At 65.2% G+C, this 14608-nt stretch carries 13 protein-coding genes; 7 read left to right on the top strand and 6 right to left on the bottom strand.

Going from position 1 to position 14608, the window contains the following annotated elements:
- Positions 1 to 9 precede the first annotated feature (9 nt).
- The 4 genes from QM801_RS02150 to QM801_RS02135 all read right to left on the bottom strand — a co-directional run bounded on the left by QM801_RS02150 (position 10) and on the right by QM801_RS02135 (position 5944).
- Positions 10 to 1008 carry a LacI family DNA-binding transcriptional regulator gene (locus QM801_RS02150; RefSeq protein WP_415020880.1) on the bottom strand — a complete coding sequence of 333 codons (999 nt, stop codon included), beginning with the start codon at positions 1006 to 1008 and terminating at the stop codon, positions 10 to 12.
- A 140-nt stretch (positions 1009 to 1148) separates the two neighbouring features.
- On the bottom strand, positions 1149 to 1982 hold the full coding sequence (locus tag QM801_RS02145; RefSeq protein WP_415017565.1) for a DUF6671 family protein: 834 nt from the start codon (positions 1980 to 1982) through the stop codon (positions 1149 to 1151).
- Complete coding sequence (locus tag QM801_RS02140; RefSeq protein WP_415017564.1) at positions 1979 to 4357, bottom strand: YbcC family protein; 2379 nt, start codon at positions 4355 to 4357, stop codon at positions 1979 to 1981. Before QM801_RS02140 ends, QM801_RS02145 begins: the two co-directional genes overlap by 4 nt.
- 18 nt (positions 4358 to 4375) lie before the next feature.
- The gene (locus QM801_RS02135) at positions 4376 to 5944 is read right to left on the bottom strand and encodes a proton-conducting transporter membrane subunit (RefSeq protein WP_415017563.1); all 1569 of its coding nucleotides are present in this window, start codon (positions 5942 to 5944) and stop codon (positions 4376 to 4378) included.
- Positions 5945 to 6045: 101 nt separating this feature from the next.
- Between QM801_RS02135 and QM801_RS02130 the strand changes: the two genes are divergently transcribed.
- The 3 genes from QM801_RS02130 to QM801_RS02120 all read left to right on the top strand — a co-directional run bounded on the left by QM801_RS02130 (position 6046) and on the right by QM801_RS02120 (position 8403).
- Positions 6046 to 6912 (top strand): LysR family transcriptional regulator, encoded by an 867-nt coding sequence (locus tag QM801_RS02130; RefSeq protein ID WP_415017562.1) that lies wholly within the window; start codon positions 6046 to 6048, stop codon positions 6910 to 6912.
- Positions 6913 to 7058: 146 nt separating this feature from the next.
- Complete coding sequence (locus QM801_RS02125; RefSeq protein WP_415017561.1) at positions 7059 to 7541, top strand: fasciclin domain-containing protein; 483 nt, start codon at positions 7059 to 7061, stop codon at positions 7539 to 7541.
- Positions 7542 to 7680: 139 nt separating this feature from the next.
- On the top strand, positions 7681 to 8403 hold the full coding sequence (locus tag QM801_RS02120; RefSeq protein ID WP_415017560.1) for a 3-keto-5-aminohexanoate cleavage protein: 723 nt from the start codon (positions 7681 to 7683) through the stop codon (positions 8401 to 8403).
- A gap of 10 nt (positions 8404 to 8413) precedes the next feature.
- On the opposite strand, the gene QM801_RS02115 is transcribed toward QM801_RS02120, so the two are convergent.
- Positions 8414 to 9148 carry an SDR family NAD(P)-dependent oxidoreductase gene (locus QM801_RS02115; protein WP_415017559.1) on the bottom strand — a complete coding sequence of 245 codons (735 nt, stop codon included), beginning with the start codon at positions 9146 to 9148 and terminating at the stop codon, positions 8414 to 8416.
- Between the two features lie 150 nt (positions 9149 to 9298).
- Here QM801_RS02115 and QM801_RS02110 point away from each other — a divergent pair, with 150 nt between their 5' ends.
- Both QM801_RS02110 and QM801_RS02105 read left to right on the top strand, forming a co-directional pair.
- Positions 9299 to 10474 carry a M20 aminoacylase family protein gene (locus QM801_RS02110; protein WP_415017558.1) on the top strand — a complete coding sequence of 392 codons (1176 nt, stop codon included), beginning with the start codon at positions 9299 to 9301 and terminating at the stop codon, positions 10472 to 10474.
- A 198-nt stretch (positions 10475 to 10672) separates the two neighbouring features.
- Positions 10673 to 11776, top strand: a complete 1104-nt coding sequence (locus tag QM801_RS02105; RefSeq protein WP_415017557.1) for a hypothetical protein — start codon at positions 10673 to 10675, stop codon at positions 11774 to 11776.
- Positions 11777 to 11786: 10 nt separating this feature from the next.
- Here the strand turns inward: QM801_RS02105 and QM801_RS02100 are convergent, their stop codons facing one another.
- Positions 11787 to 11984, bottom strand: coding sequence for a DUF1127 domain-containing protein (locus tag QM801_RS02100; RefSeq protein ID WP_415017556.1), 198 nt, complete (start codon positions 11982 to 11984; stop codon positions 11787 to 11789).
- 150 nt (positions 11985 to 12134) lie between these two features.
- Between QM801_RS02100 and QM801_RS02095 the strand changes: the two genes are divergently transcribed.
- Positions 12135 to 14117, top strand: a complete 1983-nt coding sequence (locus tag QM801_RS02095) for a winged helix-turn-helix domain-containing protein (RefSeq protein ID WP_415017555.1) — start codon at positions 12135 to 12137, stop codon at positions 14115 to 14117.
- Positions 14059 to 14601 (top strand): hypothetical protein, encoded by a 543-nt coding sequence (locus tag QM801_RS02090; RefSeq protein WP_415017554.1) that lies wholly within the window; start codon positions 14059 to 14061, stop codon positions 14599 to 14601. Before QM801_RS02095 ends, QM801_RS02090 begins: the two co-directional genes overlap by 59 nt.
- Positions 14602 to 14608 lie beyond the last annotated feature (7 nt).

Genomic DNA, 14608 nt, shown 5'->3' with positions numbered 1-14608 from the left:
CGTGGCGCGTCAGGCGCTGTCGCGGGGAATGACGGCGTAGGGCGTGATGATGGTCTCGGCACCGATGGGCTTGCTGGCGCGCTCGCCCTCGATCGCCCGCAGCAGAAGTTCGCCCGAGCGCTTGCCGATCTCGTAGCAGTTGACACCCACAGTGGTGATGGTGGGATGACTGCAACTGGAAATCTCGAAATCGCCAAAGCCCGCGATGGCGATGCGCTTCGGCACCGGCCACTTGCGGCGCTGGCATTCGGAGAGTGCGCCGAAGGCCGAAAGGTCGGAAACGCAGATCGCCGCCTCCACATCGGGCCACTGCTCCACAAGACGTGCAAGTGCCTCGCCACCCTGGCGCATGGAGATGGGCGGCGTGCCAAAGGAGATGATGCGCGTGTCCTTGAGGCCGAGTGCCGCCATGGCGCGCTCGTAGCCCAGTCGGCGGTCGGCGCCGCGGGTGTCGCGGTTGCTGGTGCCGCCGATGAAGCCGATCTTCCGGTAGCCCCTTTGATAAAGGTATTTCACCAGTGCCTCGGCGGCCTCGGCATTGGAGAAGCCGACCACATGGCGCACCGGCTTGGGCGGCAGGTCCCAGGTTTCGATCACCGGGATGCCGGCGTTCTCGAGCAGCTTGCGTCCGCGCACCGTGTGCTTGCCGCCTGTCACCACGATCGCTTCGGGCCTGCGCCGCAGCATGGACTCGATCAGCTCTTCTTCCTTCTCGATGGAATAATCGGTGTAGCCGAGGAGAAGCTGGAGCCCGGCACCCTGCAAGACATCGGTAAGGCCGCGCGCCGTGTCAGCGAAGTTGGAGTTGTTGAGCGAGGGAACAAGGGCCGCGACGAAGCCCGTGCGCTTGGAGGACAGGCTGCCCGCTGATTGATCGAGGACATAGCCCAGATCATTCACGGCCTTCATGATCCTTTCGCGGGTGTCGCTCGCAATCGATGCGCCATCGCGCAGCGCGCGCGACACGGTCATGGTGGATACGCCGGCTCGCCGCGCCACGTCCGACATGGTGGGGGCCGACGCCCGGATCACCTTCGCGCTGCCACCGCGTGCCGCCAACGCTCGTCCCTCCCCACCCATTTCTTGTTATCGCTAACATAGCAGGACGACGCCGCGAGGGAAGGGAAAACATTGCGCCGCTGGTCAACTCACGGATTGCAGGCAGGGCATTCGGCCGGAGAGGCATGCGGCCTGTCGGCAACGGGCGACTGGATTTCGAAGGCGCAGACCGTGCATTGCCGCACGGCAGCGCGCGTGAGGTCCGTCGCCGTGCCGCAATCGCTGCAGGGCAGGCCACGCTCATGGCGGACGATGCCGAAGCCCGCCGCGCCGCAGGCCGGGCACGGCGTCGAGAGGCGCTCGGCCAAGCGGTTGGCGAGACGCCCGATCATCCGCATGCGGCGGCGGTTGCAATGGGCCCGCATGTCGGTCTGGACAAGAACAGAGCTGCTGCCCGCGCGCGCCAACGCCTTCTCGACGGCGGCCAGAACCTCCGCTCGCTCGCGCAGGCCCTTCGCCACCGATGCAGGCTTCGCGCCCCGCAGGGCAACCGCAACGGCGGTGGCCGACAGGTCGATGCGGTTGAGGAAGGCCTCGGCCGCGCCAACGGTGTTGACCTCCACCTGATCGAAGTCGGGCTCTTCATCGGCGATGACCTCGACGATTTCCTGCCCCGTCGTCGTGTCGAGCCAGAGCAGCAGTTCGCGGCCAAAGGGAACAAAGGGCAACACCGGATGAGGGCCATAGGCGCCTTCGGTGGCGACACCAACCGGAATGCCGGAGACGTGGATGGCCGCACGCGCCTTGGCTCTTGCCGCCTCCAGCATGGTTCCCTTGCGCGGAACCTCGCCGGTGAAGGTGCCGAAGCCATCGGTGTCGAGCGCCGGCACCACGAGCGAAACGCCAAGCTGCAACAGCGGCGGCGCAATCGCATCCGCCTTGCCGTGCATGGTGCCGAGAACCGCGATGGCGGGAAGCTTCATGCCGCCTCCTGCACGTCATCGGAGCGGTCCCAACGCAGGCCGGGACGATAGCGCGCCGCGACTTGCCCCTGCTCCAAGGCCACAAGATGGAGCCAGCCCTTGTCAAAGAGTTCGCGCACCTGATCGTGCCGCGAGAGAATGCGCGAGATGGCGCCGACCGGTGCCTCGATGAAGACGGTGAGGCGCAGCGGATCATGGATCAGCTTTTCGCCGTCATGCACCGCCTGCCACGGCAGGCCGGGCCGCAGCACGCCACCATTGCCCTCGATCACGCCGATGCCGCCCACCACATTGTGGATCAGCTTGTTGCCACCGCCATACACCGCGGGTGCCACGCTGGAGCCGTAGTACTGCAGGCTGATCCAGCTTGCCACGACGACGGGTGCGGTGAGGATGAGTTCGAGTGTGGCGAAGTCGGCGTCGGCCTGCCAGTCATAGCTGTGCAGGAAGGCGCGGCCCTTGAGGTTGCTGCCCACCGTGATGGCACGCGGTGCGGCGATGAAGGCAGAACATCCGGCAAGCCCCCACTCCGGCCGCACCTCGGCCCAGTTGGCGGCGCGACCCGCAATCGACTTTGCGCGTGCCCGCGGCAGGCGTTGCGCCCGCTCCTGCCGGGCGAGATCCCCTGCCCTTTGCAGCCACTCCTTCGCCTGATCAAGGTCGAAGCCGTGCGCGGCAGGTGCCGCGTCCTCGAACAGCGTCACGCGATCAGTCGTGGTGTCGTGCAGTCCGGCAACGAAGAACGTGTCCTCTGGAATGTGCATGCCATCGGCGGCAAGGCCGCTGCGGGTTTCGGGATCATTCAGCAGCGCGGCGAGGAGACGGGCCGAGACTTCGCCGGTCTCACCGCCGCAGGCGCCGCAGTGATAGGCGCTGTGATGGGGGTTGTTGGTCATGGCGGCACCATGGCCGACGAGCAGCACAAGCCGCGCGAAGACCTTGCCCATTCCCATAGCCTTCAGGATCGCCTTGGCATTTGCCAGCTTGTCGGCGGGAGAGAGCGGCGGCTCGAAGCGCGGCATCGCTTCGGCCTTGTGCGCAACAGGCGACAGGCCGAGCGCATCGCGCACCAGCTTCAGGCCATAGAAGGGACCGGCCGATTCCACGAAGGCGAAGGACGAGACGGCCGCCTGCCGGAAGCGGTGCCAGGCGCGGTGGGCGCGTGCCGTGATCCGCGTCTGCTCTTCGGCCAGCGGATCGCTGGTGGGCACCGCGTTGAACCTGGCCTTGAGCAGAACCGGAAGATGCTGCCGCCGTTCCACCGAGCCGTGTGGCCGGTGCGCCACGGGAAGCCCGAAGAAGCCGGCAAAGCCGATGGTCTCGATACCGGGCGACTGCGCTTCCAGCGCGCGGCGCAGGATTTCCGAGCGCACGTCGATGCAGAAGGCGGCTTGCAGGAGGGGCCGGTTGTCCTGCGTTTGCCGCGGCATCAGCAAGGCGGCGGTCTGGCGCTGCTGGCTGCGCTCTGCGGCGTCCTGCAGGATCGCGTCGATGACGTCATCGCCGGAGGGCACGACCGGCAGCGCGTAAGCGTCGGCGGCCTCGCCCCAGTCTGCGTGGAGCGCGGGCACGTGACGGAACAGCGCTTCCTCCCACACGAGGCGGATGGCGAGCAGGTCGGTGACGGTGTGATCGGTCTCGCCCCGCATCTCGGCCTGCCACATCACGTAGCGCGCATGCTGGGCCCAGCCGCCCACATCAAGCAGCAGGCGGTGGAAGAACAGCGGCAGGGCCTCGGCATCGAGACCGAGGGTTTCAACGGCGCGCAGGATCATGCGCTCGGGCGTGTCGGGGGCCGCCGCCACATGGGTGCAGAAGCCACGCAGTCCCGCGATCTCGGGCGACAGATCGTGGGTGGCCCATTCGCGCCAGGCAGCATAGGTGCTCTTGCCGGGCGTGGGCGACCACAGCGCCTGCCCGCGATCGAAGTGACCCGCCGCCCAGAGGCCGAGCGACTTGCGGATCAGCATCGGCCAGTCCGTGCCCGAAGCCCGCGCCGCGAGATCGGCAACGGTCGGCAGCACATCTGCCTTGGCGGGTGCCTGATCGAGTGCAGCCATGAGGTGGGCGACATCGGCGGGCTTCTGCCGGTGCGGGCATTCGGCGAGGGCCGCGGCGAGATCGTCAGCGGTGATCTCGCCGCTCCGGATCTTCATGGCAAAATCGCTCCGTTGACGGATCAAGGCCGTGCCGGCGAGGCGTTGCAGGCGGGCGGAGGCAGTGGCGAGGTCATCACCCGTGTGACCGAGGAAGGGATTGACCGCCACCGTGGCATCGAGCGGGAAGGCAGGCGGCACCTGGCGGGCGGCGGCGCTTGCCGCCTCGAGGATCTTCATGGCCTTGTCGGGGAGCGGGTGGACGAGATGCGGCGACATGCGGGATCTCCTGCGGGTTCAGTTGGACGTGGATTGCGGCTGGGACAGCTTGAAGCCGCCGATCAGCCGGTCGAGGATGGCGTTGAGGTAGAGGCCGTTGGCGAAGTGCACCCGCCATCCTGCCGTGGCCGGATGATGAGCCCAGAGCGGGAAGAGCGACTGCGCGAAGGCGACGAGCCCGAAGGAGAAGATGGCGAGCGCCAGCAGGCACCATTCCAGCGGGCCCGCCAGCGGTGCCTGCGGCAGTGCGCTGCCCCACAGGGCGCCAGCAAGGATGTGGAAGCTGAAGTAGGACACGGCCGCAGCCGCAGACGCCGTGACCGTGCGGATCATCAAGGCCTTCGGCGCTGCACCGGCCAAGCCCTGCGCCACCAGGTAGGCGACACCGAAGACGAGGATGGTGCCGAGCGCCAGCGCCTGCGGGGACTTGGGGCCCACCGCGAGCGTGAAGGCAAGCGCCACGAGGCCATAGAGGCAGAGGGCAAGACCGAAGGACTTCACCACCGCCATCAGGCTGGGGACCGCGACCGGGCCCGGCCGCCTGGTCTGCTGCACGGCGGCGACCGCCCCACCCGAGGACAGGAAGGCGTGTGCCTTGTAGAGCGAGTGGGCAATGATGTGGAGCAGCGCCAGCGCCCAGAGGCCGAGGCCGCACTGGAGCAGCATGAAGCCCATCTGCGAGATGGTGGACCAGGCGAGTGCGGTCTTCACCGCGCTCTGGGTGAGCATCACCATGGCGCCGAAGAGCGCGGTGAAGCCGCCGGCCAGCACCAGCACCGCCATGGCGATGGGCGAGGCCTGCACCACATCGGCCATGCGGATCAACACGAAGCCGCCGGCATTGATGATGCCCGCATGCAGCAGGGCCGAAACCGGCGTCGGCGCCTCCATCACTTCGGTGAGCCAGCCGTGGAGCGGGAAGGCGGCCGTCTTGAGCAGCACGGCGACCACGAGCAGCAGCACGGCCGTGTGGGCGGTGAAGGATGTTTCGTTTGCGGCTGCCGTTGACATCGCAGTGAAACCGACGGTGTCGAACGTCACCCAGAAGAGGATGGCGGCGATGACAAGAAGGCCATCGGCAGCACCCCAGATGAGCGAGAACTTGGTGGCCGCACGTTGTGCTTCAGCCCGGCCCGGATAGAAGAGCAGCAGCTTGCCGAGACCATGCCCGACAGCGGCGAAGGCGATCACGAGCGTGACCATGTTGCCCGCCTTCACCAGCAGCATGACGGTGGCGAGCGTGAACAGGATGTAACCGTGAAAGGCGCCTTCGCGCTCTTCCCCATCCACATAGGTGCGGCTGTAGCGCACCACCACCCAGCCCACGAAACTCACCAGCAGCAGCATGGTGGCGCTGAGAACGTCTTGCTGCAAGGCGAACGGACCGAAGGAGACGATGGTGTCCGTCGCTCCGACGGCAACCGTCTGCCACAGGCCGAGGACCGCCAGCAGCAGAGAGACAATCGTGGACGCCTCCGCCACCGCGGGCAGAAAACCAGGCCGGCGGCCGGGGCGCAGCGCTGCCAGCGCGGCGGTGGCCAGAAGCGGTGCGGGGGCGAGCAGTGAGAGCGCGGAGAGAAGGGTCATGCGGGCAGGCTCCGGAAGGCGTGTGATGGAGCCGCATTAGCCGTTGCAATACTTTCAGAAAATTACATATTATAGGAACTATTGTTTGAGAAAATAGAACAATGCACCTGAACCTCCATCACCTCCGGCTGTTCCGCGCCGTGGCCCGCAATGGCACCCTGACGGGGGCGGCGCAAAGCCTGAATCTCTCCCAGTCGGCCCTCTCCACTCAATTGAAATCGCTAGAGGAATCCCTCGGACACGACCTGTTCGAGCGGCGTGGCCGCGGCCTCGTGCTGACCGAGGCGGGGCGCATCGCGCTCGACCATGCCGAGGCGATTTTCCGTACCGCCGACGACCTGGCCGCCACATTGAAGGAAGCGACCCGTAGCCGCCGGGCGCTCCGCGTCGGGGCCCTCTCGACACTGTCGCGCAACTTCCAGATTCAGTTCCTCCGGCCGCTGATCGGGCGCCCGGATGTGGAGGTGGTACTCCGCTCGGGCTCCCAGTCGGAACTGCTGCGGGGTCTCGAGTCGCTGGCGCTCGATGTGGTGCTCACCAACATTCATCCGCCGCGCGATGCCAGCAGCCAGTGGCTCATCACCAAACTGGATGAGCAGCCGGTGAGCCTGATCGGCACGGCGAAGCGCCTTGGCCGCAAGAAGCTGAAACTGGCGGAGCTGATCGCGGCTCATCCCTTGGTGCTGCCCACGCCCGAGACATCGCTGCGTGCTGCCTTCGATGCGCTTGTGGCAACGCTCGATGTGGCGCCGCAGATTGCCGCCGAGGCCGACGACATGGCCATGCTCCGACTCTTGACCCGCGAAGATGCAGGGCTGTGCGTGATCCCGCCCATCGTCGTGCGTGACGAACTGGCGAGCGGCAAGCTGGTGGAAGCCACGCGGCTCGATGGCATTCAGGAAACCTTCCTCGCCGTCACCCTCTCGCGGCGCTTTCCCAATCCGCTTCTGCGCAGCGTGCTCACCTGAGTTCATCACACTCACGCAGTCTCACGAATTTGTGATGCTGCCCCGGGACAATCCGGAATCGGAATCGCCTCGTTTGCGACTGTGCGGGGTGCGGACAGTCACTTCACCAAGACGCCGCCCGACACACAACTCAGACGGAGACACCGATGAAGAAGATTCTGATGATGACCGCTGCGATCTGCTTTGGCGCAGCCCATGCCTCTGCCGCCAACGTGGTCGAAACGGCCGCCCAGGCCGGCACGTTCAAGACGCTGCTGGCCGCGGCCCAGGCCGCTGGCCTTGCGGATGCGCTGGCCACCACCAAGAACATCACAGTGTTCGCGCCCACCGACGAAGCCTTCGCGAAGCTTCCGGCTGGCACGGTCGAGAGCCTGCTCAAGCCCGAGAACAAGGACAAGCTCGTCGCCATCCTGACCTATCACGTGCTGCCGCGCGAACTCGCCGCGAACCAGATGCTTGCGGGCCCCTTCCACGTGCGCACGCTCAAGTCCACCGGTGACCGCACGCTGGCGATCAGCAAGGGTGCAGGCGGCGTCACCATCGACAACGCCAAGGTCGTCAAGGCCGACATCGTCACCGACAACGGCATCATTCACGTGATCGACACGGTGCTGCTGCCCAGCAAGTAAAAAACTGGCGTCGATTGCAAAGCGCAGGGCGCAGAGGGAGCGCGCACTCCTTCTGCGCCCTGTTGCCCGCATCCTGACGTGCATCTTGCGCAGCCACGCGAATGCAGCAAAGTGAGGGTCTTTCGTGTAAGGACCTTCAATGATCGTTCAGGCCTGCATCAATGGCGCGCGCCCAGCGGAGTATCACGCCGCACTTCCTCTCTCGGTTGCGGAGATGGCGCGTGACAGCGCGCTCTGCCTCGCGGCCGGAGCAGCCGAGATCCACGTCCACCCGCGCAAGCCGGACAGTCGGGAGAGCCTTGCCTCCATCGATGATGTGATGCCGGCGCTGCGAACGCACTGCCCCGGCACCTTGATCGGCGTCTCGACCGGCGCGTGGATCGAGAATGATGTCGAGGCCACCCGGCACTGCATCAGGAATTGGGCGAACTTGCCCGACTATGCCTCTGTCAATCTTTCGGAATCCGATGCGCCGATGGTGATGTTCCTGCTCCGCCAGCGCAACGTCGGTATCGAAGCCGGTCTCGCGTCCGTTGAGGATGCGAAGCGCTTCGTGACGCTGCCCGAAGCGGCAACAGTGCTCCGCGTGCTGATCGAAATCGGGGAGCAGGATATCGAAGCCGCAGACCGCGCCACCGAAGGCATTCTCGACGTTCTGAAAGCGGCGGGTGTGCAGCGTCCCATCCTGCTGCACGGCTTCGATGCCACGGTCTGGCACTTCGTGCGGCGCGCACGGCGGCAGGGTTTTTCAACCCGCGTCGGACTTGAAGACGGAAAGCTGCTGCCGGATGGCCGCACAGCGCGGAACAACACCGATCTGGTGGCTGCGGCGGTCAGCATCTACCGGCAGGGTGCCGCGTGACCGGGGCGCGCTAGACCATCCGCATCGACATGCCGCCATCGATCACCAGCGTCTCGCCGGTGATGAAGGGATTGGTGAGAAGTTCAAGCGCGGCGGATGCGACGTCCTCCGGACGGCCGAAGCGGCGCAAGGGAATGCGGTTGTCGAGATTGTTCTTCTCGGCCTCGGGCGTCATCGCTGCATGGAAGCGGGTGCGGATGATGCCGGGCTCGATCACATTGACGCGGATGCCCTCGTGCGCGTGATCGCGCGCCAGTGCCCGGGCGAACTGCGGCAGTGCGCCCTTCACCGTCTGGTAGGCGACCGTGCCCGGGCAGCCTCTCTCGCCCGCCACTGAGCCGATCAGGAGCACGCCCCCACCCCGCACCGAAAGCGCGGGATGGCAGGCGCGGAAGAGATGAAACACCGCGTGCACATGCACATGGAAGGCCGCGAGCCATTGCTCCACCGTGAGGTCGGTGACCTTGCCGGGATTGGGGCCGCCCGCTGCGGGAATGACGTAGTCGATGCGGCCGTAGGTGTCGGTGGCGGTGGATGCCAGACGTTGCGCCGTTGCCGGATCAGCGGCATCGCCCTCCACGAAGGTGACGTCGGTCAGGCCCGAAAGCTCGGCAAGTTCTTCTTCCACGTCGGCGTCACGGTGCCGGCCATTGAGCACGAGGCGGACCTTGCGCCTTGCGAGCACACCGGCGATGGCAGCGCCAATGCCGCGCGTTCCTCCGGTGATGATGGCAACGTCCGACATGTCAGGGCCTCCCTTGCTGCGTGCAGTTGAGCAATCATAGGCATGGGCCGCGCCCTGCGTAAATGCATGCGATCATGCGGGGCATGCGGCTTGCCCGGCCTGGGGCTGGCAGCTAGCATTTCCGCATCTTTCCCAACTCCGGTTCAGGCCATGCCCCTTCTCAACAGCGCGCAAGAAATGTTCGACGAGATCAAGGCCTGGCGGCAAGAACTGCACCGGAACCCCGAACTGCTTTTCGACGTATTCAAGACGGCCACCTTCGTCGAAACCAAGCTGAAGGACTTCGGCTGTGACGAGGTGGTGACCGGCCTCGGGCGAACAGGTGTTGTCGGCGTCATCCACGGGCGTCACGGTCCCGGCCCCGCCATCGGGCTGCGCGCCGACATGGACGCGCTTCCCATTCATGAAATGACCGGACGACCCTACGCCTCCACCGTCGATGGCGTGATGCATGCCTGCGGCCATGACGGCCACACCGCCATGCTGCTGGGGGCTGCGCGCAATCTCTGCGAGACGCGGAACTTTCGTGGCCGCGTGGTGGTGATCTTCCAACCGGCGGAGGAAGGCGGCGGCGGCGGCCTTGCCATGATGAAGGACGGTCTCGCCGAACATTTCGCCATCGACCGCTTCTATGCCCTGCACAATCTTCCGGGTCTGCCCGTCGGCCACTTCGCCACGCGGAAGGGTGGCCTGCAGGCGGCCATGGATGTCTTCACCATCACCATCACCGGAAGCGGCGGCCATGCGGCTGCACCTCACACGACAATCGATCCCATCCTGATCGGGGCGCAGATCGTGACGGCGCTGCAAGCGATTGCCAGCCGCAATGCCAATCCGGTCGAGTCCGTCGTCGTCTCGGTGACGCAGTTCCAGGCGGGCGATACGCATAATGTCATTCCGGATACGGCGAAGCTCACGGGCACCATACGATCATTGAAGCGCGAGCTGCGCGACCTTGCGCTTGCCAACCTGAAGCGCACGGCAGAAGGCATCGCCACGGCACTTGGCGGACGCGCGGAGGTGACGGACGGCGGTATCCTTCCCTACCCCGTGACCTTCAATCACTCGCGCGAGACAGGCGTGATTGCCGAGGCGGCACGGCGCGTCGCGGGCGCGCAGAATGTCGACGATGACTGCCAGCCCGACATGGGCGCGGAAGACTTCGCCTTCATGCTGGAGGCCAGACCCGGCGCCATGATCAACATGGGGAACGGCAACACGGCGCCGCTTCATAACGCGCAGTATGATTTTGCCGATGAGGCCATTCCCCATGGCGTGAGCTTCTGGGTGGCGCTTGCGGAAATGGAATTGGCCCCAGAGCCGTAACGCAGATCTTCTGCTTTATTGAATCGGCAGGCCCGACACATGAGGCCCGCTCATTCATCATGATGAAATGCTGATCCTCACGGATCATTCCGAAAAAAACCGCCGCCTCCTGTGCAGAAAGGAATGGCACCGCACGTCGCAGTTGTTATTCTTTCCAGCAATCTTGGACACACATGGAATGATGGAGTGACAGGAATCATGGAACCCGTTTCCTTCGGTCAGCGCACCCGCATCGGTCTTTCGGCGATTGCCTGGTTCGTGCTCCTCATCCTCTTCCTGCTCGCCATCCCCGTCATCGCGCAGTTCCCGCTCTGGGTCATCGCGATCCCCGTCGCGGCTGCCGTGCTGCTGGCCGGCATCTATACCGTGCTGAAGCTCATCATCGTCAGGCGGAATGTGGGCAGTGGTTTCCTCCGGTCATGCGCAGTCCTGCTCATGACCTTCGGAACACTGCTGGCGGCACCGTTCTACTATGCCGCCTATATGGTGGATGCGGCACCGACTGTCCTTCCCCTCGTGCGCCTCACCGACGGGAAGAAGGACGTCGTCTTCCAGGGCATGCAGCACATCGGCTCCGAAAGCTTCTACAAGTCCGTGGTCTTCGATCTCGAGAATGCGCTCGCCGAAGGTTATGTGCTGTTCTACGAAGGCATCATGCCCTCACCGGACGTGCCGGGCGCAGACGAATGGTTCGGCACCTTCATGGGCATGAAGGGCGGCCTCAGCGCCAGCTATTCCAGCATGGCGCAATCCTGCGGGATCACGTTCCAGCTCGATTACTTCAAGCCCCTTGTGGCGGATGCGGCAGCCCACCCCGAACGGAACATCACCGCCGACGTCACCCATGCCGACATGAAGGCGGAATACGACCGCCTCGTTGCCTCGGATCCGCAGTTTGCCGCGGCGATCGCCGGGGAACTGAAGCAGCAGGAAAAGGCCGGCGACTTCGACATCTTTGCGCTGTTCGCAAAGCTGCATGAGGCCGGAACGGCGGGCCAGCAGCAACTCGCCGGCATCATCTGCCGCGGCATCCTGAACTATGTCGTCTCCAAGGATGAAGCGCCCTCCGCCAAGGGCAGGATCATTCTCGACTATCGCAATGCGCACCTCGCGAAGGCGATTGCCGACTCGCCCGCACAAAAGATCTACGTGACCTATGGCGCCGGCCACCTGCCCGGCCTCGTCACGGAACTGCAGAAGCTCGACCCCGCCTGGAAGATCACGTCGGTGCGCTGGGTGCGCGCCATGTCGAACCCGGAGGACCTGAAAGGCAAGCTTGCGGGCGGGCTGGTGCCGCCGTAGGCCGCTCGCGTCAACGCCAGATACGGTCACGCTCTCCCACATCTGTTTCGCGATGCAGCCCAAGGTCCGCGAGCGCCTGATCGTTCAGGTGCGAAAGGATGCGGGCATCGCGCCAGCCCAGCTTCATGTTGCTGAGGGCGGTGCCAAAGCCAGGCTGGTGCAGACGCTTCCAGAGATGCGAGATGTAAAGGGCGGGATTGATGGACATGGGCGTTCTCCTCTGGCTGCGAGAGTGGCCGGGGCCCGCCTGAAAGTCCTTGGGTGAAACCTGAAATTACCTGAAGCCCGCGGGTTTGGCGTTCCGGCCTCCCGAAAACCCCGCTATTGAGGAGGTCATTGAAAGGCTTGGCATTCGCCCATGAGATTTGCCGGTTACGAATTGCGGGAACGGGAACGCCAGCTCATCGGGCCGCGCGGACCCGTGCAACTGAGCGGCCGGTCCTTTGACATTCTCACCCTCCTTCTCGCGAATCCCAACGAGATCGTTGACAAGACAACAATTTTCGATGCCGTCTGGCCCGGCGTCGTGGTCGGCGAAAACACCCTTCAGGTCCACGTGTCCTCGCTGCGGAAGCTTCTCGGCACGGAGCTGATCGCCACGGTGCATGGCCGCGGCTACAAGTATGTGGGTCCCCTGCCCGAGAGATCGCCCTCGTTGCGGCCCGTGCAACTTGCCGCACCGGGAAACGCCCAGAGTTTCCGCAGCGATTGCATCCGGCGCGACGCGGAGATTGCAGCGGTATCGACTCTCCTCGACGAGAACCGGCTGGTCAGCATCGTGGGGCCCGGCGGCGTGGGCAAGACGACGCTCGCGGTTGAGGTTGCCGCCCGCATGTCCGAGCAGGCGCAGCGCGGCGCGTGGGTTGTCGACCTTGCGCCCATTGCCGACCCGCAGCACATCCTGCCCGCAATCATCGCCACCTTCGGCCTGCAACCCAGCACCTCGCTGCCGGCCATCGAGATCCTCGTGCAGCACATTCAGACCCAGGACGGCCTGATCGTTCTCGACAATTGCGAGCACGTGCTGGAAGCGGCTGCATCGGTTTCGTCTTCCATCCTGCAGCGGGCGCCGCGCATGCGCGTGCTCTGTACCTCGCAGATTCCGTTGGGCTTGGGTCTCGAGCATATCTACAAGCTTCATGCCTTCGGAACGGCGGATGACACCGCAAGGGACGCGGCATCGGTCGCCTTCTTCCGCCACTGCTATGAAGCGCTGGGCGAGCGCATTGAAGACGCTGAACTTCCCGTCGTCGCGCGCCTCTGTGAAAGTCTGTCGGGTGTGGCGCTGGCCCTGAAAATGGCGGCGGCGCGCGCCGCGGCCCTCGGCATTCCCGAAGTGGCGCGGCAGATCGAGGCGGAACTCACAAGCCTTGCAGCGCCCTGGTCCACGGGCCTCCCGCGCCACCGTTCGCTCACGGCTGCGCTGAGCTGGAGCTATGGTCTCCTCAGCGAACGGGAGCGGCAGGTGTTCCGATCGCTGGGCGTGTTCAACGGCGGATTCTCGCTAGATGGCGCCACTGCGGTGGGCGGCGACCGGGAGATCATTCTCGAACTGCTGCGCAAGTCCCTTCTGGTGCGCGAGTCCGGCAGTGCCTCCCGCTACCGCCTGTTGGAATCCGCCCGGCACTTCGCACTTGAACACCTGAAACGCGAAAACGAGTTGGGCGAGGCCAGCGCCCGTCACGCCCGCTACATGACCGACCTGCTCGCAAAAAGCATGGCGCAATGGGAAGACATGCCGGATCGCGATTGGCTGCTGCTCTACCAGCGCGAGATGGAGAACCTGCGCGCCGCCGTCGCCTGGCTTGGCGAGCAGCGGCAGCCGGTCGGGCTTGCCAAACTGTGCGCCGTGGCCTGGCGCCTCTGGCTCGAGGCGGGCCATGGTGAGGAAGGTCTGCATCACTGCCGCAAGGCACTCGATGCCTGCCGTGGCGCGGATGTGCCGGGGGTCGAAGCCGAATTGCGATTGGGCGCGACCGAACTCTGCCGCGCCACCGCACAGGACACACTCGGTGCCGAATTGATCGCCAAGGCTGTGGAATACTTCCGCCACGCCGGCGACACGCGCAAGCTGGCCCATGCGCTCTCCATGACGATCAGGGTCTGGCAGGTGAAGGCGGACACCGCCATCTCGCGCGCTGCTGCATCAGAGCTGTCAACTCTCGTGCGCAACATCGAAGACTTCGAAACTCAACGGCAACCTTCTGACCGCGCTCGCTCTCGACCTGATCAAGAACGGGCAAACCGGCGATGGACTTGCCCGAGGCGAGGCCGGCATCGCCATGCTCTGGGCCAAGGGCAGCACCCGAAGCGCGCTCCGCTCCGGCATGTTCATCGGTGAATGGGTTTTCCTCGCCGGCAATCCGCGCAAGGCCGCAACCATCGTGCGCGACCTGCTGTTGCGCGGGCGCGAACCGCGCTTCCGGATCGAATGCGGCGTTCTTCTTGCCAATCTGGCGTCCTACCACATCGCGCTTGCGGAGTTCGATGTCGCCCGCGAACTGATCCTGGAAGCAGCCGAATACCTGACGCGCAGGTCGCGCTTCTGGTACATCGCCCTGATCCAGTGCGCAGCCGCGATCGAAGCTGAAACCGGCGATGCCATCCGGGCCGCGCGCATCCTGGGCTATACCGATCAGGTCTACGCCACCTTCGCGGAGGGCCGGCAGGTGAACGAAACGAACCAGAGAGCGGCGATCATTGCGCGCCTGACGGCGGTGTTGTCCGTCGCCGAACTCGAGAAGGCGATTGAAGACGGCAGCATGCTGAGCCCCTTCGAGGCCGACATCCTCGCGGGCATTCCCGTGCTGGAGGCTGGCGGCTGAGGTTTGG

It is taken from the genome of Aestuariivirga sp. (assembly GCF_047600585.1).
Taxonomy (GTDB): Bacteria; Pseudomonadota; Alphaproteobacteria; order Rhizobiales; family Aestuariivirgaceae; genus Aestuariivirga.
Note: the sequence above shows the minus strand (reverse complement) of the source record. Positions and strands in the feature narration are given on the sequence as shown.